The sequence below is a fragment of the Pantoea sp. UBA7232 genome, assembly GCF_002473195.1.
In the GTDB taxonomy this organism is placed as follows: domain Bacteria; phylum Pseudomonadota; class Gammaproteobacteria; order Enterobacterales; family Enterobacteriaceae; genus Pantoea; species Pantoea eucrina.
In genome coordinates this window covers 36429-55962 of the sequence record NZ_DKTK01000006.1, presented here as the reverse complement: position 1 = coordinate 55962, position 19534 = coordinate 36429, and the positions used below count along the sequence as shown (strand labels likewise).

Annotated in this window: 20 protein-coding genes; 6 read left to right on the top strand and 14 right to left on the bottom strand. The window is 57.8% G+C overall.

All coding sequences use genetic code 11. The annotated features are described in order from the left end of the window. The first annotated feature begins 16 nt into the window (after nt 1–16). Nucleotides 17–991: an aldo/keto reductase gene (locus B4056_RS03580; protein ID WP_288653869.1), complete on the top strand. Its 975-nt coding sequence runs from the start codon at nt 17–19 to the stop codon at nt 989–991. A 236-nt stretch (nt 992–1227) separates the two neighbouring features. On the opposite strand, the gene pgpA is transcribed toward B4056_RS03580, so the two are convergent. The 6 genes from pgpA to nrdR form a co-directional block, all read right to left on the bottom strand. Beyond that, on the bottom strand, nt 1228–1719 hold the full coding sequence (gene pgpA, locus B4056_RS03575; RefSeq protein WP_039382968.1) for a phosphatidylglycerophosphatase A: 492 nt from the start codon (nt 1717–1719) through the stop codon (nt 1228–1230). Next, nucleotides 1706–2683 (bottom strand): thiamine-phosphate kinase, encoded by a 978-nt coding sequence (thiL, locus tag B4056_RS03570; protein ID WP_288653868.1) that lies wholly within the window; start codon nt 2681–2683, stop codon nt 1706–1708. The genes pgpA and thiL overlap by 14 nt, the downstream gene beginning before the upstream one ends. Before the next feature lie 45 nt (nt 2684–2728). After that, nucleotides 2729–3148: a transcription antitermination factor NusB gene (nusB, locus tag B4056_RS03565; RefSeq protein WP_039382966.1), complete on the bottom strand. Its 420-nt coding sequence runs from the start codon at nt 3146–3148 to the stop codon at nt 2729–2731. A 19-nt stretch (nt 3149–3167) separates the two neighbouring features. Next, a complete protein-coding gene (ribE, locus tag B4056_RS03560; RefSeq protein WP_039382965.1) occupies nt 3168–3638 on the bottom strand; it encodes a 6,7-dimethyl-8-ribityllumazine synthase in 471 nt (156 codons plus the stop codon). A 94-nt stretch (nt 3639–3732) separates the two neighbouring features. Further along, entirely contained in the window at nt 3733–4836 is a 1104-nt protein-coding gene (gene ribD, locus B4056_RS03555) for a bifunctional diaminohydroxyphosphoribosylaminopyrimidine deaminase/5-amino-6-(5-phosphoribosylamino)uracil reductase RibD (RefSeq protein WP_094111495.1), read from the bottom strand. A 3-nt stretch (nt 4837–4839) separates the two neighbouring features. Beyond that, nucleotides 4840–5289 (bottom strand): transcriptional regulator NrdR, encoded by a 450-nt coding sequence (gene nrdR / locus B4056_RS03550; protein ID WP_039382963.1) that lies wholly within the window; start codon nt 5287–5289, stop codon nt 4840–4842. A gap of 172 nt (nt 5290–5461) precedes the next feature. Between nrdR and lysM the strand changes: the two genes are divergently transcribed. Beyond that, a complete protein-coding gene (lysM, locus tag B4056_RS03545; RefSeq protein WP_039382962.1) occupies nt 5462–5899 on the top strand; it encodes a peptidoglycan-binding protein LysM in 438 nt (145 codons plus the stop codon). 15 nt (nt 5900–5914) lie between these two features. Further along, nucleotides 5915–6466, top strand: a complete 552-nt coding sequence (locus B4056_RS03540) for a DUF3251 domain-containing protein (RefSeq protein WP_150034488.1) — start codon at nt 5915–5917, stop codon at nt 6464–6466. 49 nt (nt 6467–6515) lie between these two features. Here B4056_RS03540 and secF read toward each other — a convergent pair whose 3' ends face one another. The 5 genes from secF to queA form a co-directional block, all read right to left on the bottom strand. Continuing rightward, nucleotides 6516–7484, bottom strand: a complete 969-nt coding sequence (secF, locus tag B4056_RS03535; protein WP_065649969.1) for a protein translocase subunit SecF — start codon at nt 7482–7484, stop codon at nt 6516–6518. Nucleotides 7485–7494: 10 nt separating this feature from the next. Next, nucleotides 7495–9342 (bottom strand): protein translocase subunit SecD, encoded by a 1848-nt coding sequence (secD, locus tag B4056_RS03530; protein ID WP_071668617.1) that lies wholly within the window; start codon nt 9340–9342, stop codon nt 7495–7497. Nucleotides 9343–9367: 25 nt separating this feature from the next. Next, nucleotides 9368–9700, bottom strand: coding sequence for a preprotein translocase subunit YajC (gene yajC, locus B4056_RS03525; RefSeq protein WP_039382958.1), 333 nt, complete (start codon nt 9698–9700; stop codon nt 9368–9370). A 25-nt stretch (nt 9701–9725) separates the two neighbouring features. Then, entirely contained in the window at nt 9726–10850 is a 1125-nt protein-coding gene (gene tgt / locus B4056_RS03520; protein ID WP_039385736.1) for a tRNA guanosine(34) transglycosylase Tgt, read from the bottom strand. Nucleotides 10851–10921: 71 nt separating this feature from the next. Then, nucleotides 10922–12001 (bottom strand): tRNA preQ1(34) S-adenosylmethionine ribosyltransferase-isomerase QueA, encoded by a 1080-nt coding sequence (gene queA, locus B4056_RS03515; protein ID WP_094111493.1) that lies wholly within the window; start codon nt 11999–12001, stop codon nt 10922–10924. Nucleotides 12002–12103: 102 nt separating this feature from the next. On the opposite strand from queA, the gene B4056_RS03510 reads away from it, so the two are divergent. From B4056_RS03510 to B4056_RS03500, 3 genes are all read left to right on the top strand, one after another. Then, complete coding sequence (locus B4056_RS03510) at nt 12104–12685, top strand: ACP phosphodiesterase (protein WP_039382956.1); 582 nt, start codon at nt 12104–12106, stop codon at nt 12683–12685. A 162-nt stretch (nt 12686–12847) separates the two neighbouring features. Beyond that, a complete protein-coding gene (locus B4056_RS03505) occupies nt 12848–13654 on the top strand; it encodes an inositol monophosphatase family protein (RefSeq protein WP_288653851.1) in 807 nt (268 codons plus the stop codon). After that, the gene (locus B4056_RS03500; protein WP_094111490.1) at nt 13651–14880 is read left to right on the top strand and encodes a histidine-type phosphatase; all 1230 of its coding nucleotides are present in this window, start codon (nt 13651–13653) and stop codon (nt 14878–14880) included. The genes B4056_RS03505 and B4056_RS03500 overlap by 4 nt, the downstream gene beginning before the upstream one ends. Before the next feature lie 284 nt (nt 14881–15164). Here B4056_RS03500 and proY read toward each other — a convergent pair whose 3' ends face one another. From proY to B4056_RS03485, 3 genes are all read right to left on the bottom strand, one after another. Beyond that, nucleotides 15165–16520, bottom strand: a complete 1356-nt coding sequence (gene proY / locus B4056_RS03495; protein WP_039382953.1) for a proline-specific permease ProY — start codon at nt 16518–16520, stop codon at nt 15165–15167. Between the two features lie 69 nt (nt 16521–16589). After that, nucleotides 16590–17909: a branched-chain amino acid transport system II carrier protein gene (gene brnQ, locus B4056_RS03490; protein ID WP_039382952.1), complete on the bottom strand. Its 1320-nt coding sequence runs from the start codon at nt 17907–17909 to the stop codon at nt 16590–16592. Between the two features lie 401 nt (nt 17910–18310). Next, the gene (locus B4056_RS03485; RefSeq protein ID WP_113654937.1) at nt 18311–19417 is read right to left on the bottom strand and encodes a cobalamin-independent methionine synthase II family protein; all 1107 of its coding nucleotides are present in this window, start codon (nt 19415–19417) and stop codon (nt 18311–18313) included. Between the last annotated feature and the right edge of the window lie 117 nt (nt 19418–19534).

Genomic DNA, 19534 nt, shown 5'->3' with positions numbered 1-19534 from the left:
AGAGCAGGAGCTCTCAATGAAAACCGTTCGTTTAGGCCAGACCGATCTCCAGGTATCCCGACTCTGCTTAGGCTGCATGACTTATGGCGATCCGATGCGCGGCAACCACGCCTGGACGCTGCCGGAAGAGAGCAGCCGGCCGCTGATCAAACAGGCGCTGGACGCGGGGATCAACTTTTTTGATACCGCCAACAGCTATTCTGACGGCAGCAGCGAAGAGATCCTCGGACGCGCGCTGAAAGATTTCGCGCGGCGCGATGACGTGGTGGTCGCGACCAAAGTTTACTTCCCGCTCAGCAACCTGTCGCAGGGCCTGTCGCGGCAGAATATTCTGCAGTCGATCGATGACAGCCTGATGCGACTCGGCATGGATCATGTGGATCTGCTGCAGATCCACCGCTGGGACTATGCAACGCCCGTTGAAGAGACGCTGCAGGCGCTGGATGAGGTCGTGAAAGCGGGTAAGGCGCGTTATATCGGCGCCTCTTCCATGCACGCCTCTCAGTTTGCTCAGGCACTGCAGCTGCAGCAAGATCATGGCTGGGCGCGCTTTGTCAGCATGCAGGATCAATACAATCTGATCCAGCGCGAAGAGGAAAAGGAGATGCACCCGCTCTGTCAGCGTGAGGGCATCGCCGTGCTGCCGTGGAGCCCGCTGGCGCGCGGCAAACTGACGCGCCCCTGGGGGGAAACTACCGCACGCTCGGTCTCTGATAATGTGATGGAGAAGTTGTATACCGGTACAGAAGAGAACGACGCCGCGATTGCGGAGCGACTGGCCACCATTGCCGCGGAGAAAAAGGTGACGCGCGCGCAGGTCGCACTGGCATGGCTGCTGCATAAACCCGCCGTGACCGCCCCTATTATCGGCGCGTCACGTGAGCAGCAGTTTGTCGAATTGGTTAAAGCAGTTGACGTTGAATTGAGTGCGGAAGATATCGCCGAGCTGGAGATGGTCTATCAGCCGCATCCGGCTGTAGGGTATGAGTAAGCAATTGATATCCGCATAAACCAGGGCGGCATAAATGCCGCCCCTACGGTAATTCCGGCGTAGGGGGCGCATTTATGCGCCCCTGGCCGAATCATGCACCACGGTTATACGCATTCATGCGCCCCTGGCCGAATCATATACCTGAAACCAGGGCGGCATAAATGCCGCCCCTACGGTAATAATTACGCGGCGGGACACCGCGCGTAGGGGGCGCATTAATGCGCCCCTGGCCGCCCTTACAGCAGCAGGCCGGCGCCGTATAATACGGCTGCGGAGACTACGCCGGCGATGATATCGTCGACCATAATGCCCATTCCGCCATGAACGTTCTTATCGAACCAGCGAATAGGCCACGGTTTCCAGATATCAAAAATCCGGAAGATGACAAAACCAGCCAGTACCCACCAGCCGTTAAGCACCGGGATCGCCATTAGCGTGATCCACATGCCGACAAACTCATCCCAGACGATGCTGCCGTGATCGTGTACGCCCATGTCACGCGCGGTGCGATGACAGAGATAGACGCCCACGCTGATACCCACCAGCACCACCAGCGAATAGAGCTGCAGCGGCAGAAACGTCATCAGCCACCAGAACGGGATCGCGGCCACCGAGCCTACGGTACCCGGCATAAAAGGGCTTAATCCGCTGCCAAAACCGGTTGCCAGCAGATGCCAGGGATTGCGCATCCGCAGGCGACTTTTCGCTACATCTTTATCGCGCGTCAAAATGGTCAAATCCTTTATGGTTAAAGCGGCGCGGCTTACCGTGCTCCAGCAGCGTCAGCCCTTCCACTTCCGGGGCGATCTGTCCGATACAGGTATAAGGTGCGCCAAGCCGGCCCAGCGCCACATCCAGCGCGCCGCGGTTAACTTCAGGCACCGTGAAGCAGAGTTCATAATCTTCACCGCCGCTCAGCGCCCAGCGCAGCACCTGCTCCGGCGCAAAATGATCGCGCAGCGTAGCGGAGAGCGGCAGCGCGTCGAGATTCAGGCGTGCGCCAACCCGGCTGGCCGTCAGAATATGGCCAAGATCGGAAATCAGGCCATCAGAGATATCGATCGCCGAGGTAGCAAGGCTGCGCAGCGCCTGGCCCTGCAGCACGCGCGGCATCGGACGCAGATGACGCTTGATCAGCACCTCGTGCACCGCCGGATCGTCAAGACGATGATGATGCTGCAGCAGCGACAGTCCCGCCGCGCTGTCACCCAGCGTGCCGGTAACGTAGATCCAGTCACCCGGCTTTGCACCGGAGCGCTTCAGCGCGCGCCCGACAGGCACCAGCCCATGAATACCCAGCGTCAGGCTGAGCGGACCGCGCGTGGTGTCGCCGCCAATCAGCTGCATATCGTAGTAGTCGAGCAGCTCAAACAGGCTGTCGCTGAAGCCCGCCAGCCAGGTCTCATCGACCTCAGGCAGCGTCAGTGCCAGCGTCAGCCATGCCGGATCGGCGCCCATCGCAGCTAAATCGCTGAGGTTTACCGCCAGCGCTTTGTAGCCGAGATCGGCCGGATGGATATCGCGTAAGAAATGGACGCCTGCTACCAGCGTATCGGTGCTGATAGCGAGGGTCTGTTTGTCAGGAACGTTCAGTAACGCACAGTCATCACCAATGCCCTTCTCCACGTCGCGACGGGAGCTGGTTACACGGTTGAAATAGCGTGCGATCAGTTCAAATTCACCACAGGACATAAATCAGGTCTCAATGAAAAAAGGCCGGTCACCCGGCCTTCTGCACTACTTTCTGTTTGGTCGTATTTGCGGAGCGGCTTTATCCAGCACGCCGTTGACAAACTTATGGCTGTCTTCAGCGCCAAACACTTTTGCCAGCTCAATACCTTCGTTGATGGCGACTTTATAAGGCACATCCGCACGCTTGCTCAGCTCATAGAGCGAGAGGCGCAGGATCGCTTTTTCTACCTGACCCAGCTCTTCAAGCTGGCGTGACAGCCAGGGTTTCATCAGGCCATCCAGGTACGCGCTGTTGGTCGCCACACCGGCCAGCAATTCGCGGAAATAGCTAATATCGACGTCTTTGACGTCTTGTTCCGCCAGAAACTGGTATTCCACATCGGCAATGTCGTTGTTGGACAACTGCCAGGAGTAGAGCGCCTGGACAGCGCACTCACGGGCGCGACGACGAGCAGCAGGTTTCACAAAATTCCCCTTACAAAAATCAGGCTTTAATGGCTTTCAATACGTTGATCATTTCAAGTGCGGTCAGCGCGGCTTCTGCGCCTTTGTTACCCGCTTTCGTGCCGGCGCGTTCAATCGCCTGCTCGATATTTTCGGTGGTCAGAACGCCGAAGGTGACCGGGATTTCGCAGCTCATTGCCACGTTAGCGATACCGGAGCTCGCTTCACCTGCCACATATTCGAAATGGGCAGTGCCGCCACGGATCACCGTGCCCAGCGCAACAATCGCGTCGTGCTTACCGGTATTCGCCAGCGCGCGCGCGGCCAGCGGCAGCTCATAGGCGCCCGGCACCCAGACCACGGTGATGTTTTCAGCTTTAACCTGACCGATACGCTTCAGCGCATCGACCGCGCCATCCAGCAGACTGTCATTGATAAAGTTGTTAAAACGCGCAATCACGATGGCAATTTTAGCATCAGGCGTGGCAACAGCAGCTTCGATAACGTTCATACATATCCTTTGGGTGTGTGTTTTATAGCCCCCGCAGAAGGGGGCGGATTCTATCATACTCTTTAGCCCGGCGCTCAGGCTTTTCCGTGCATGCTTAACGCAGGGTCAGGGTAAGACGCAGATCGTCACCCACTTTGCGCACATCACGAAAATCGAGGCGCGGCGCGGCGCTCAACGCCTCCAGCCCGGGGAGCGTACAGAGCCCGCGTCCGGCGTCGCCAAGCAGCACCGGTGCGATATAAACAATCAGCTCATCCACCAGTCCGGCCTGAATCAGCGCGCCCGCCAGGCCCGCTCCCGCCTCGACCCAGACGCTGTTAATCTGACGCTGACCGAGCAGCATCATCATCGCGACCAGATCAAGCTGTTCGCCGCGCGGCGGCACCGCAATCTGCGTTACGCTCTCCGGCCACGCGGCGTCATCGGGAGCGGTACGCATCAGCCAGCTCTCACCCGGCTGATGAATCAGCCGGTGCTGCGGCGTCACGCGCTGCTGGCTGTCAACCACCACCCGCACCGGCTGCCGCAGAGTCTGCGTATCCAGCTGCTGGAGAACGCTGTCGCTGAGTTCATCTGCGCGTACCGTGAGTGACGGATCGTCGGCCAGCACGGTGGCACTGCTGGTAAGAATGGCGGAACTCTGCGCGCGGAACTGCTGCACATCCCGGCGGGCGGCCGCCGAGGTGATCCACTTGCTCTCACCGCTCGCCATCGCTGTGCGGCCATCCAGTGAAGCGCCAAGCTTGAGCTGTATCCAGGGAAACCCGGTGCGCATACGCTTGAGAAACCCGCGATTGAGCGCTTCCGCTTCCGCCATCATCAGCCCGTGACTGACTTCAATTCCCGCCTGCTGCAGGCGCCAGAGACCGCGCCCTGCGACCTGCGGGTTAGGATCCTGCATGGCGACCACCACGCGGCTGACGCCAGCAGCAATCAGCGCATCGCAGCAGGGTGGCGTCCGGCCATGATGGCTGCACGGCTCCAGCGTAACGTAGGCGGTTGCACCGCGCGCCTGCTCTCCGGCCATGCGCAGCGCATGCACTTCAGCATGCGGTTCACCCGCGCGCTGATGCCAGCCTTCGCCGACAATTGTGCCGTCACGCACGATCACGCAGCCGACGTTGGGGTTTGGCGTGGTGGTGAAACGACCGCGTCGCGCCAGTTCCAGCGCGCGCGCCATATAGCGAGCATCGGTCATGATTCAGTCCTGTAAGCGGGCGATCTCTTCGCCAAAGTCGCGGATATCTTCAAAGCTGCGGTAGACCGAGGCGAAGCGGATATAGGCGACCTTATCCAGTTTTTTTAGCTCTTCCATCACCAGATTGCCAATCAGCTTGCTGGCAATCTCACGTTCGCCGGTCGCACGCAGCTGGGTTTTAATGTGATTGACTGCGCTATCGACCGCATCAGCACTGACGGGACGCTTCTCCAGCGCCTTCATCATGCCGCTGGTCAGCTTATCTTCGTTAAAAGGCTCACGCACGTCGTTGCTTTTTACCACGCGCGGCATCACCAGCTCCGCCATCTCAAACGTGGTAAAGCGCTCATGGCAGACCAGACACTGACGGCGGCGGCGCACCGAGGAACCTTCACTGACCAGGCGTGAGTCGATCACTTTGGTATCCACAGCGGAACAGAATGGGCAATGCATGACGTTTCCTGTCGCGACATTTTGGGCCACACAGTGTAACGCGAACTCACATTTAACAAAACAGAGGCCGCCTGCCTGGCGGTTTTTTCAGCGCTCATAACCGCTTCTGCCAGCAAATGTCAAAAACGCACTACGCTTAAAGAGCCAATCCGGCACAATCACAGGAGGAACTATGGGTCTGTTTAACTTCGTCAAAGAAGCAGGAGAGAAACTGTGGGACAGCGTGACAGGCGGTGATGACTCCAGCAAAAAGCTGCAGGATCACATCAACAAGCTCGGCCTGCCAGACAGCGATAAAGTCAACGTCAATGTGCAGGGTGATACCGTAACCGTCAGCGGCGACGGCATCTCACAGGAGCTCAAAGAGAAGATTCTGGTGGCAGCCGGTAACGTTGCCGGCATCACTAAAGTGGATGATAAAGTCACCGTCAGCGACACCGCACGCGAAGCCAACCTCTACACAGTGAAAAAAGGCGACACCCTGAGCGCTATTTCCAAACAGGTCTACGGCGATCCGAATCAGTACAACAAAATCTTCGAAGCTAATAAGCCGATGCTGAGCCATCCGGACAAAATCTATCCGGGCCAGGTACTGCGTATTCCGGAATAAGGTGCGGGAGAGAGCATGAGACTCAGGAGCTTACCGGTTCCGGCGGTGCTGTCGCTGCTGCTGCTGAGCAGCTGCAGCACTCCGCCTCCTGCCCCGCAGGTCAGAGAGCTGCATCAGGAGGTGAGCCAGCTCAATCAGCAGATGCGTCATCTCACCCGCCGCGCCGGCGCGCTGGAGCAGCAGGGCCAGCTTAACAGCCGCTCCACTCAGGGCGCATGGCTGGTACCTGGTTCCGCGACGCCGGTTGATCTGGAGACGCAGCTGGGTACGCTGCGTCTCGCACTGCTGAACGTGAGTGCAGAAGCAAACGGCAGCCAGGCCAGCCTGGTTATCCGCTCTGCTGATGACAAGCCGGTACCCGCGCTGAGCGCGACCGTGGTGTGGGGTGAAAGCGATCCCGCCAGTGGTCAGCCGCTGGCCGCCGACAGCCTGAGTCAGCGCATCAGCGTGCCCGCCAGCCTGATGCCGCGCAGCACGGTAACAGTGCCGCTGCACCTGAGTGGCCTGACACCGGATCGGCTCGGCTATGTGCGCGTACATGAGGTAACGGCAGACGCCGCGCCATAAAAAAAGGCCCTTCCGGAGAAGGGCCTTTTTGCATCGGTCAGCGCCGGGCTTACGGCAGAATAGAAGGCTGATCGGCGCCCTCTTTTTCCACTTTCTGCACCAGCATATGCTCACGCTTCATCCCCAGCTTCAGCGCCAGCGCTGAAGAGACGTAGATGGATGAGATCGTACCGATCGTCACACCAATCAGCATCGTGAGCGAGAAGCCTTTCAGCAGCGCGCCGCCAAAGATGAACAGGATCAGGATCATCGCCAGCGTGGTGATAGAAGTGATCAGGGTACGGCTCAGCGTCTGGGTCAGCGACACGTTGGTGATATCGTAAGAAGAACCGCGACGGATCTTACGGAAGTTCTCACGAATACGGTCAGAAACCACAATCTTATCGTTAAGCGAGTAACCAATCACCGACATCAGCGAGGCAACGATGGTCAGATCGATTTCAATGCTGAATAGCGCCAGCAGGCCGCAGGTGATGATAACGTCATGCGCCAGCGCCAGCACGGTGCCCAGCGCCAGACGCCATTCAAAGCGAAACCCGATGTAGATAAGAATAGCGATCAGCGCAGAGAGCAGCGCCATCGCCCCCGCCTGCGCCAGGTCGCTACCTACGCTTGGTCCGACAAACTCAATGCGTTTTACCGTCGCGTTCTGCTGCGTGGTCTGGTTGATAGAGGACAACACCTTGTTGCCCAGCTCCTGACCCGCATTGCCGGTCGCAGGTGGCATCCGCACCATCACGTCGCGGCTGCTGCCGAAGTTCTGCACCAGCGGCTCGTCAAAGCCCGCTTTTACCAGACCTTCGCGCAGCGCATCGAGATCTGCAGGTTTCTCCAGGTTAATCTCAATCACCGTACCGCCGGTGAAATCGAGTCCCCAGTTAAACCCGCGCACGCCGATAATGGCGATTGACGCCACGATCAGCAGACCCGAGATGATAAACGCCAGCGTATCCCAGCGCATAAAGTCTACGACCTTACGCCCGTGGTTCAGCTGTTCAATACTATATTCCTGTGCCACAACGCACTCCTCAGATAGACAGCTTGTTGATGCGTTTGCCGCCGTACACCAGGTTAACGATGGCACGGGTGCCGACGATAGCGGTAAACATCGAGGTTGCAATACCGATAGCGGTGGTGATTGCAAAGCCTTTGATGGAGCCGGTACCCACCGCATAAAGAATGATGACTTTAATCAGCGTGGTGACGTTGGCGTCGACGATACTGGAGAAGGCGCCTTTGTAGCCCTCATGAATCGCCTGCTGTACCGAGCGTCCGTTACGCAGCTCTTCTTTAATACGTTCGTTAATCAACACGTTGGCATCTACGGCAACCGCCAGCGTCAGCACGATACCGGCAATGCCCGGCATGGTGAGCGTGGCGCCTGGCAGCAGCGACATGATGCCGACAATCAGCACCAGGTTACACAGCAGCGCGCTGGTCGCAATCAGACCAAACTTTTTGTAGAACACCACCATAAAGATGATCGAAGCGATCAGACCCCACAGGCAGGCTTCCAGACCCTGGGTGATGTTCTGCTGACCCATAGTCGGGCCAATGGTACGCTCTTCGACAATCTGAATCGGCGCAATCAGCGCACCGGCACGCAGCAGCAGCGACAGCTGACGCGCTTCGTTCGGGTTGCTGATACCGGTGATGCGGAAGCTATTACCCAGCCGTGACTGAATGTTCGCCACGTTGATCACTTCTTCCTGCTTCGCCAGAATCGCTCTGCCGTTGGCATCTTTCTTGCCGCTGTCCTTGTACTCCACAAACAGGGTCGCCATCGGCTTGCCGATGTTGTCCTTGGTGAAGTTCGACATGATGTTACCGCCCGCGCCATCCAGTGAAATATTCACCTGCGGCTGGTTGTACTCATCCATGCTGGACGTGGAATCGGTGATGTGATCGCCGGTAAGAATGACACGCTTATAGAGCACAACCGGCTGCCCTTCCCGCGTTTTCTTCACTTCTGAGTCACCCGGCACGCGTCCATTTGCCGCAGCACCCGGATCTACGCTGGTATTAACCAGACGGAACTCCAGCGTCGCGGTGGCACCAAGGATCTCTTTTGCCCGCGCGGTATCCTGGATACCCGGCAGCTCAACCACGATGCGGTCGGCACCCTGACGCTGCACCAGCGGCTCAGCAACGCCCAGCTGGTTAACACGGTTGCGCAGGATATTAATATTCTGCTGTACCGCATATTCCCGCGCTTCACTCAGGCGCGCATCGGTCATCACCGCGCGCATTGCATCGCTGCCCGCACTGGTGAATACCATATCGCGGTGGCGTGGCGTCAGGTAGCCGATCGCGTCATCGCGGCTTTTGGCGTCGCGGAAACGCACTTCCACACCGTAGTTAGCGAGTTTGCTGACGTTGGTATAAGGAATATTCTTTTCACGCAGATCGCTGCGCAGGCCGTCTGCATTCTGCTCCTGCAGCTTGCCCAGCGCGGTATCCATATCCACTTCCATCAGGAAGTGCACCCCGCCCCGCAGGTCCAGACCGAGTTTCATCGGTTCCGCTGCCAGCAGAGTGAGCCAGCGCGGCGTGGCCGGTGCGAGATTGAGGGCTACCACGAAATCGTCACCCAGCGCAGTTGTAAGCGCTTCGCGCGCGCGCAGCTGCACATCGGTGTTAGCGAAACGCGCCAGAATAGCGCCATTTTCCAGTGCGAGGGATTTGCTCTGAATGTTGTCTTGTTTGAGTACGTTCTGGATCTGATCCAACGTCTGCTCACTGGCGGCGCTTCCGCGCGCACCAGTGATCTGAACGGCCGGATCCTCACCATAAAGGTTAGGAAGCGCATACAGCAGGCCGATAAGAATAACGGCGACCAGCATGATGTACTTCCACAAAGGATAACGGTTTAACACGGCAGTTCCCTTCGGGAAGATAAAATTACAGCGCCTTCATCGACCCTTTCGGCAGGACGGCGGCCACGAAATCACGTTTAATCACTACTTCAGTGGTGTCGTTCAGGGCGATAGCGATATAACCGGTATCAGCAACTTTAGTGACACGACCCACCAGGCCGCCGTTGGTCAGCACTTCATCCCCTTTCGAGATGGAGTCCATCAGCTTTTTATGATCTTTGGCGCGCTTCTGCTGCGGACGCAGGATCATGAAGTAGAAAATCAGACCAAAAACCACCAGCATGATCACCAGAGAATACGGACTTCCCTGTGACGGAGCGCCCGCTGCTGCGACGGCGTCAGAAATGAAAAAGCTCATTTAATTTCCCTCATTGATAGAATAATCAGACGTTTAACGGTGGAACCGCTTTGCCCGTCCGTAGGTAGAACTCGCTAACAAAGTGCTCTAATTTACCCTCTTCGATAGCCTGGCGTAAACCCGCCATCAGACGCTGGTAATAGCGCAGATTGTGAATCGTATTCAGGCGTGCGCCCAGTATTTCGTTACAGCGATCAAGATGGTGCAAGTAGGCGCGACTGTAATTGCGACAGGTGTAACAATCACACTCCGCATCCAGCGGCGCGGTGTCATCTTTATACTTCGCGTTGCGGATTTTCACCACGCCGTCGGTAACAAACAGATGACCGTTGCGCGCGTTGCGGGTAGGCATGACGCAGTCAAACATATCGATACCGCGGCGTACGCCTTCCACCAGATCTTCTGGCTTTCCGACGCCCATCAGATAGCGCGGTTTATCCTGCGGAATTTGCGGACAGACATGTTCCAGAATACGGTGCATATCCTCTTTCGGCTCACCCACCGCGAGGCCGCCCACAGCGTACCCATCAAAGCCAATCTCTACCAGACCTTTGACGGAGACATCTCGTAAATCTTCGTAAACACCACCCTGGATAATCCCGAACAGCGCATTTTTATTACCGAGCGAATCGAAGCGATCGCGGCTGCGTTGTGCCCAGCGCAGCGACATCTCCATCGAACGTTTTGCATAATCCCAGTCAGCCGGATATGGCGTGCACTCATCGAAAATCATCACGATATCGGAGCCGAGATCGTACTGGATCTCCATCGATTTTTCCGGATCGAGGAAGATCGGATCGCCGTTGATGGGGTTGCGGAAATGCACGCCCGCTTCGGTGATCTTACGGATATCACCCAGGCTGAATACCTGGAAGCCGCCCGAATCGGTCAGAATCGGTCCCTGCCAGTTCATAAAGTCATGCAGATCGCCGTGCAGCTTCATGATCTCCTGCCCCGGACGCAGCCAGAGGTGGAAGGTATTGCCCAGCAGGATCTGCGCACCGGTCTCTTTCACTTCTTCCGGCGTCATGCCTTTAACGGTGCCATACGTGCCCACCGGCATAAATGCCGGGGTTTCAACCACGCCGCGATCGAAAACCAGACGTCCGCGACGCGCGCGTCCGTCTGTTGTATCTAATTCAAATTTCACATTAACCTCATCAGAGAAACAGTCTGATTTACCCGACTGTAGCCGTGCCACCCGCAGGCGGCACCGGAACATTAAGGGTGTGTGCTTCCGACAGGTTCGTCAGGAGCGTGCGGATTACGGGTGATGTACATCGCATCCCCGTAGCTAAAGAAACGGTACTGTTCGGCCACCGCGCTCTGGTACGCCGCCATGGTGTTTTTATAGCCGGCAAACGCAGAAACCAGCATAATCAGCGTCGATTCCGGCAGATGGAAGTTGGTAATGAGCGCATCGATAATCTGGTAGCGATAGCCAGGATAGATAAAGATCTGCGTGTCATCAAAGAAAGGCGCCAGCGGCGCATCCTGACTCGCCTGAGCGGCGCTCTCCAGCGAGCGCACCGACGTGGTCCCTACCGCGACAACTTTATTGCCGCGTGCTTTACAGGCCAGCACCGCGTCAACCACATCCTGCGGCACCTCTGCATATTCCGAGTGCATGATATGGTCATTGATATTTTCAACGCGCACCGGCTGGAAGGTACCGGCCCCGACGTGCAGCGTCACAAACGCCATCTCCACCCCTTTGGCTTTCAGCGCCTCCAGCAGCGGTTCATCAAAGTGCAGCCCGGCGGTTGGTGCTGCCACCGCGCCAGGACGGGCGCTGTATACCGTCTGGTAAAGCTCGCGATCGGCCTCTTCATCCGGGCGATCGATATAGGGCGGCAGCGGCATATGGCCTACGCTATTGAGAATATCGAGCACCGCGCGTTCATCGGTAAAGGCGATCTCAAACAGCGCATCGTGCCGCGCCACCATGGTCGCTTTTACGCTCTCATCGTCGCCCAGCAGCAGCTCAGTGCCCGGCTTTGGCGCCTTTGAGGCACGCACGTGCGCCAGCACCCGCTTATCATCCAGCATACGCTCTACCAGCATTTCAATCCGGCCGCCGCTGGCTTTACGTCCATAGACGCGCGCCGGGATCACCCGCGTATTATTGAACACCAGCAGATCGCCGGGATTAAGCTTCTCCAGCACATCGGTAAAGACACCGTGCGTCAGGGCGCCGCTCGGGCCATCAAGGGACAGCAGACGGCATCCGCTGCGCTGCGCCTGGGGATAGTGGGCAATCAGGGATTCGGGCAACTCAAAGCTAAAATCGGCGACACGCATGTATAACTTTTCCGGACTCAAAAACAGGCGGCATAGTTTAGCGGAAAAGTGGGAAATTCTGAACAACTGGCTGCAGAGACGCGATTCTGCCTATAATAGCGCATGAATTTTCTTGCTCACCTTCATCTTGCCACGCTGGCAGAAAGCTCGCTGCTGGGCAACCTGCTGGCCGACTTTGTGCGCGGCAACGTTCAGGCGCAGTGGCCGGCACCGGTTGCAGCGGGGATCGCCCTGCACCGCCGTATCGATGTGCTGACGGACAACCTGCCTGAAGTGCGTACCGCCCGGCAGTGGTTTCGTCCGGAAACGCGGCGCGTAGCCCCGATTACGCTTGATGTGATCTGGGATCATTTTCTTGCGCGCCACTGGCAGCAGTTCCAGCCCGATATCTCACTCGCCGCCTTTAGTGAGGCTGCGCAGCAGCATATTGTGCCGCAGCTGGCGGGAACGCCAGAAAGCTTTATTGAGCTCAACGCGGTGATGTGGCGCGAACGCTGGTTTGAACACTACGCCGAACCGGCGCGGCTGGAGCGGGTGCTGCGCGGCATGGCGTATCGCCGTCCCCGTCTTGCGGCGCTGCGCGACTCCTATCAGGATTTTGTTGATCACTATGACGCGCTGGAAGCGCTGTTTTTTGCTTTCTATCCGCGCCTGATGGCAGACGCTCGCGCGCAGCGCCTCTGAATCCGTAATCCGCGCCAATACCTCTTCTCCCCTCTTGCCAGCCGCATATATCTGCGGCTTAATGAAGCCTTTCTTAACTTTACCAGACCCGGCCACACCACCATTCCGCCTGTTCAGGCACGTCTGGTTACTACACCAGCCAGAAAATGATAAGAGGGAAACATGTCATCAGCTACGTTAACTGAATTAGAGGCGCGCTATCAGTTTGCCTGCGAGGTCGCCAGAGCCGCTGGCAGTCGCGCCATGTCGTGGTATCAGCAGCGTAACCAGCTGGTTGCAGAATATAAGAAGGATTTACAGGATCTGGTCAGTGAGGCTGACCGCAACGTTGAGGAGTTAATCCGGCACCTTATCCTGGAACGCTTTCCTGAAGACGCAGTTATCGGTGAGGAGAGCGGCGGAGACGCCGGACAGGCACGCTTTATCTGGGTAGTTGATCCGATTGATGGCACCAGCAACTTTCTCAGCGGGCTGCACAACTGGTGCGTGGCGCTGGCGATTGTGTGTGAAGGCGAACCGGTTATTGGCGTGGTATGCGATCCCAATCATCATGAGATCTTTCACGCCTGCCGGGGCAAAGGCGCATGGATGAACGAGCAGCGTATCCGGGCACACAGCGCCGGCCAGCTGAGCCAGGGGCTGTTTGGTCTGGGCTGCTCCACCAGTCAGCCTGCGGCTCCACTGCTCGACTTTATCAGCGCGCTGCTGCTGCAGGGCGGCATGTTTATCCGCAACGGTTCCGGGGCGCTGATGAGCGCGTGGGCGGCGGCCGGGCGGCTGACCGGCTATTACGAAGCGCGCATGCAGCCGTGGGACGGCCTGCCAGGCATCGTACTGATGCGGGAAGCGGGTGGAGAGACCAACCGTTATGAGCAGAATAATGGCCTGACGCAGGGCAATCCGGTGCTGCTGGCTAACGCCACGCTCTGGCCGCAGATCAATGCGCTGCTGGCGGAGCCGCTGACGTGAAATCGCTGCTGATATTGCTGCTGCTGCCGCTGCTCGCCACCGCAGCCGATCGCTGGCAGCTGGAAAAGGTGGTAGAGATCGGCCGGCACGGCGTACGTCCTCCGACGGCGGCTAACCGGGCAGAGATTGAAGCGGCCACGCAGCACCCCTGGCCGCGCTGGAGCACGGCGGATGGCGAGCTTACCGGTCACGGCTACAGCGCGGTGGTCAATAAAGGACGCTGGCAGGGTAACTACTACCGTCAGGCGGGCCTGCTCCACGCGGGCTGCCCTGACAGCCGGCAAATTTATGTGCGCGCCAGCCCGCTGCAGCGCACGCGGGCCACGGCACAGGCGCTGACTGACGGCGCGTTTCCCGGCTGCGGTGTGCCGGTGCACGTTGTTGCCGATGGGGCGGATCCCCTGTTTCAGAGCGATAAATTTCCATTTGCCCGGACCGATCCTGCCCGCGAGCAGGCAGCGATTGCCGCACGGGCTGGCGACCTTGCTGCGCTGCAGCAGCGGCTGCAGCCGGCGATCCGGCAGCTAAATGCGGCGGTCTGTGACGGCGATTGCCGCTTTTTTTCGCGCCCGTGGCAGCTGAAGCAGACCCGGAGCGGCCACAGCTATATCCAGGGATTAAGCGTCATGGCGAGCATGGTGGAAACGCTGCGTCTCGGCTGGAGTGAAAATCTGCCACCAGAGGCGCTGGCGCAGGGGCGCCTGAACAGCGCGCAGCAGATTACGGCGCTGCTGCCACTGCTCACCGCAAATTACGATCTGAGTAACGATGTCCCTTATCTGGCACAAAAGCGCGGCTCAATATTGCTCAATACGGCGATCGCGGCGCTCGAAGATCGTCCCGGCTCGCCCGATACCCGCTGGCTGCTGCTGGTAGCCCACGATACCAATATCGCAATGGTGCGCACCCTGATGAATTTCAGCTGGCAGCTGCCGGGCTACGCGCGCGGTAATATCCCGCCGGGCAGCAGCCTGGTGTTTGAGCGCTGGCGCGATACGCGTGACAACAGCCGCCGGCTGCGCATTTACTTTCAGGCGCAGAGTCTGGATGCGCTGCGCCAGCTCGCGCCGGTGGATCGGCAGCACCCTTTACTGCAGGCAGAGTGGCATCAGCCAGACTGTCACGACAGCGCCATCGGCACGCTCTGTCCTTATCAATCGACGCTGGCTCAGCTCAGGCAGGGAGTCGACAGCAGCGCCCTCGCCCCCGTCACATGGGCTCCCTGAGTCAGTTGCACCTTTGTTCAGCCCGCCATGCGGGCTTATCAGTTTCCCGGCCGCCTCTTCGTTCTGCTGAAGCGTTTTTATGGCTGAATTGCGATAATTCTATATTTGTCCGCTGTGACATAACGCTATGAAATTTAGCGTATTCTGAGTGCGTCAATCATCCCTTAGTTTTGACCTATTTTTCCGTTTTGGTTCTATTTTTCGGCGACAGGATGCGCCGAATACTTTTTTTCCCATAAAAAAAGTCGCCACACAGGGCGACTCTTTTCTTTTTAGCCTGACGCTCAGCGTTTCTGCTTTTTCACCAGCGGCCACGCCAGCAGCAGCAGCACAATCCAGGCAAAGCCCACGTAGAGTGAAATTCGCGTATCAGGGAAATAGCCAATCAGCGCAATGATAAAGGCGAGAAACAGCACGCCTGCCCAGGTGGTGGCACTGCCGCCCGGTACGGCAAACTGCAGCTGCGCCGCCTGCGCCTTGCCAATTTTGCGCCGGAATGCGATCTGCGACAGCAGGATCATGATCCATACCCAGACCGTGGCAAAGGTCGCCAGCGAGGCGATCACCAGGAAGACTTTTTCCGGCATCAGGTAGTTCAGATAAACGGCGATAAGCATCGCAAACATCATCACCACCACCGTCACCCACGGGATGCCGCGCGAAGAGACTTTCTGGAACACTTTAGGCGCATGGCCCTGCTGCGCCATACCGTGCAGCATACGCCCCACGCCAAACACATCGCTGTTGATGGCAGATAGCGAAGCGGTCAGCACCACAAAGTTAAGAATTGACGCCGCCGCAGCGATACCCAGATGCTGGAACGTCAGCACAAAGGGGCTGCCCTCGGTACCGACCTGATTCCACGGGTAGATCGACATGATGACAAAAAGCGTACCCACATAAAACACCAGGATACGCAGCGGCACCGAATTGATCGCGCGCGGAATCGATTTGGCGGGCTCATCCGCTTCACCGGCGGTAATACCGATGATTTCGATCCCGCCATAGGCAAACATCACCATCTGCAGCGAGAGCAGCATACCCACAATACCGTGGGCGAAGAAGCCGCCGTTGCTCCAGAGATTATGGATCCCGGTCGGCGTTCCGCCGTTGCCGATGCCCCAGAAAATCATGCCAAAGCCCGCCACAATCATGATGATAATGGTGGCGACCTTAAAGAAAGAGAACCAGAACTCTACTTCGCCAAACACCTTCACGCTCATCAGGTTGATGGCGCCGATAATCAGCACTACTGACAGCACCCAGATCCAGTGCGGTACATCCGGAAACCAGACGCCCATATAGATGCCAAATGCGGTGACATCCGCGATCGCCACAATCAGGATCTCAAAGCAGTAGGTCCAGCCGGTGATATAGCCCGCCAGCGGACCGAGATAATCCTGCGCATAGCGCGAAAAGGAGCTTGATTGCGGATTGTTAACCGACATCTCCCCCAGCGCACGCATGATGATATAGGCCACCGCGCCACCAATAATATAGGCCAGTAAAACGCTGGGCCCCGCCATCCTGATAGCATCCGCCGAGCCGTAAAACAGCCCGGTACCGATTGCCGATCCCAGCGCCATAAAGCGAATATGGCGCGTGCTCAGTCCGCGTTTGAGCGTGTTGGTTTCTTGCATAACAAACAGGTCCTGTGAAAATGAAAAAACCACGGGCAAGCCCGTGGTCGGAATGAACAGCCGTGTCGTTTACTGCCGGACGACTACCTGCTGTGGTCCTTTAACGCGATCCACGACGGCAGCAATCACCATCATTGCCAGCGAAGGCGGCAGCCAGGCGAGTCCCTGATCGGCCAGCGGCAGATGCTGGCTGAACAGCGGCAGTATCTCTTTAAAGCTGGTGGTTTTGATTGCATCCACAATGCCAAACAGCAGGCTGACCAGCATGGTTGGCGCAATAATACGCGCGCTGCGGTTCCACCAGTTGAGGGTGAAGCTTAGCACTATCAGCACGATACAGGGCGGATAAATTGCTGTCAGCACCGGGATGGAGATCTGAATCAGATGGCTCAGCCCCAGATTTGACACCACCATCGAGAACAGGCCCAGAATAAACACCAGCGCTTTGTACGAGAGCGGCAGATACTGTGCAAAGAACTCAGCGCAGGCGCAGGTCAGGCCAACGGCCGTTACCATGCAGGCGATAAAGATCAGCGCCGCGAGGAAGAAGCTGCCCATGCTGCCAAACGTCTGCTGTACATAAGCGTGCAGAATAGCGGCGCCGTTTGCATTCTGGTCAACCAGACCGGCGCTGCCGGAGCCAAGCTTGAACAGGCTCAGGTAGACCAGCGTCAGTCCGACACCGGCGATCAGGCCAGCCAGCATGGTGTAGCGCGTCAGCAGTTTCGCATCTTCAACGCCGCGCGAACGCGCCGCATTCACAATCACGATACCAAACACCAGGGCGCCCAGCGTATCCATGGTGAGATAGCCATTTACAAAACCGGTAGAGAACGCCGCGCGCTGATAGTCTGCCGTCGCAGGCGCAATACCGCCCGCCGGCCAGACCAGCGCGGCAACGCCGAGTATGGTCAGCGCGACAATTTTCAGCGGCGCCAGCACGTGCCCGACGGTATCCAGCAGCTTGCCCGGATAGAGGGAGATCCCGATAACCAGCGCAAAGTAAATAAGGCTATAGATAAACAGCGGCAGCGGGCCGTCACCGGTCAGCGGAGCGATACCGACTTCAAACGAAACGGTCGCGGTACGCGGCGTCGCAAACAGCGGTCCCACGGCCAGATAGCAGACCGTCGCCAGCAGCAGACCCGCTGCTTTACCGATTGGCGAACTGAGCGCATCGATGCCACCGCCAACGCGCGCCAGCGCGATCACGGTCATGACCGGCAGGCCGACCGCGGTCGCGAGGAAGCCGAGTGCGGCGACCCAGACGTGTTCACCAGACTGAATTCCCACCATCGGTGGAAAGATAATGTTGCCTGCGCCAACGAACAGGGCAAAGGTCATAAAGCCCAGCGCAAGGATGTCCCTCGAGGTTAAACGGTATGTCATAACTTCTGTCGTGCCTGTAGCTGATGTTGCGGTGGAAGTTGAGTTTGTGTTGTCCCCTGATTGCGCGATAACAATGGCTTAGCTGGATTACCCAGTGCGAAATGTGGGCCGAATCGAGACAGCGCAGGTGATTTAATCTGCTTTTCTTCTGTTCACAGAGGGATGAATCGACAACGGCGCAAATTAAAACGTTTATAGCGGAGAAAGACAATACAGGATCGGAAAACCAGAAGGATATCGCGCATAAGCGTATGCAGGCAGTGAATATGGGCGAAATAGCCGCTAAACACCCCAGATGATTTGTTTAAAATTCAGACAAAGCGAAAGTTGTTCTTGCATAAGTGCGGTTCAGGATGCACAAAAGGCGCGATTTACGCGCCTGTCTGCACAACTTTACACTCTCACCACACCTGTTTAGCGATATCCACCACCAGACGGATCTTCTGCCACTGCTCCGCTTCGCTCAGGCTATTACCCTCTTCGGTGGAAGCAAAGCCGCACTGCGGGCTGAGGCAGATCTGATCGAGGCTGACGTACTGCGCCGCTTCCTGCAGCCGCGCTTTAACCTGTTCAGGATCTTCCAGCGCGCCGGTTTTGGTCGTGATAAGGCCGAGTACCGCTTTCTGATGACCTGGCTTAATAAAGCGCAGCGGCTCAAATCCGCCGGAGCGTTCGTTGTCATACTCCAGGAAAAAGGCGTCGATATTCACGCCGCCAAACAGGATCTCCGCTACCGGCTCATAGCCGCCTTCTGATATCCAGGTCGAGCGAAAGTTACCGCGGCACACGTGCAGCCCGACGGTGAGATCGGCCGGTTTATCTGCCAGCGCCGCGTTCAGCACCTGGGCATAAGTGCGGGCCAGCGCCTGCGGATCGTCGCCGCGTGCGCGGATCTGCTCCTGCTGCTCCCCGGAGCAGAGATAGGCCCAGACGGTATCGTCCAGCTGCAGATAGCGGCAGCCGGCAGCATAAAACGCGGCAATGGCGTCTTTATAGGTCTGCGCCAGATCGGCAAAGTAGGCATCCAGATCGGGGTAAACCGTGGCGTCGATAACCTTGCGGCCGCCGCGGAAATGCAGCACGCTCGGGCTGGGAATCGTCATTTTAGCGACCGCGTCGCCGGCGATACTCTGCAGAAAGCGGAAGTGTTCCAGCATCGGATGCGCCGGATTAAACGAGACTTTACCGGTGACTTTTACACCGTGCGCTTTGGTCTGTACGCCGTTGAACTGGATCCCCTGCTCCGCTTCGAACAGCTCTACGCCATTCAGATCGCCAAAGAAATCGAAGTGCCACCACGCGCGACGGAACTCGCCGTCAGTGACAACCTGCAGGCCATTGGCACGCTGCTGCGCGACAACCTCGCGAATAGCCTGGTCTTCCACTTCGCGCAGCTGCTCAGCGCTAATCTCACCACGGGCATGCTGTTCGCGCGCCTGTTTGATCGCAGCGGGACGCAGAAAACTGCCGACGGTATCGGCGCGGAACGGGGCGTGCTGAGCGGGCATAGATTCTCCTTGCAGACCGGTAGTTGCGGTCAGGTATAATTTCTTCTGGTTATTTTAGCCATCTGGATGGCTATATGTCCAAAGAGTGCCACGCTTCAGCGCGCGGGGCAACGGAAG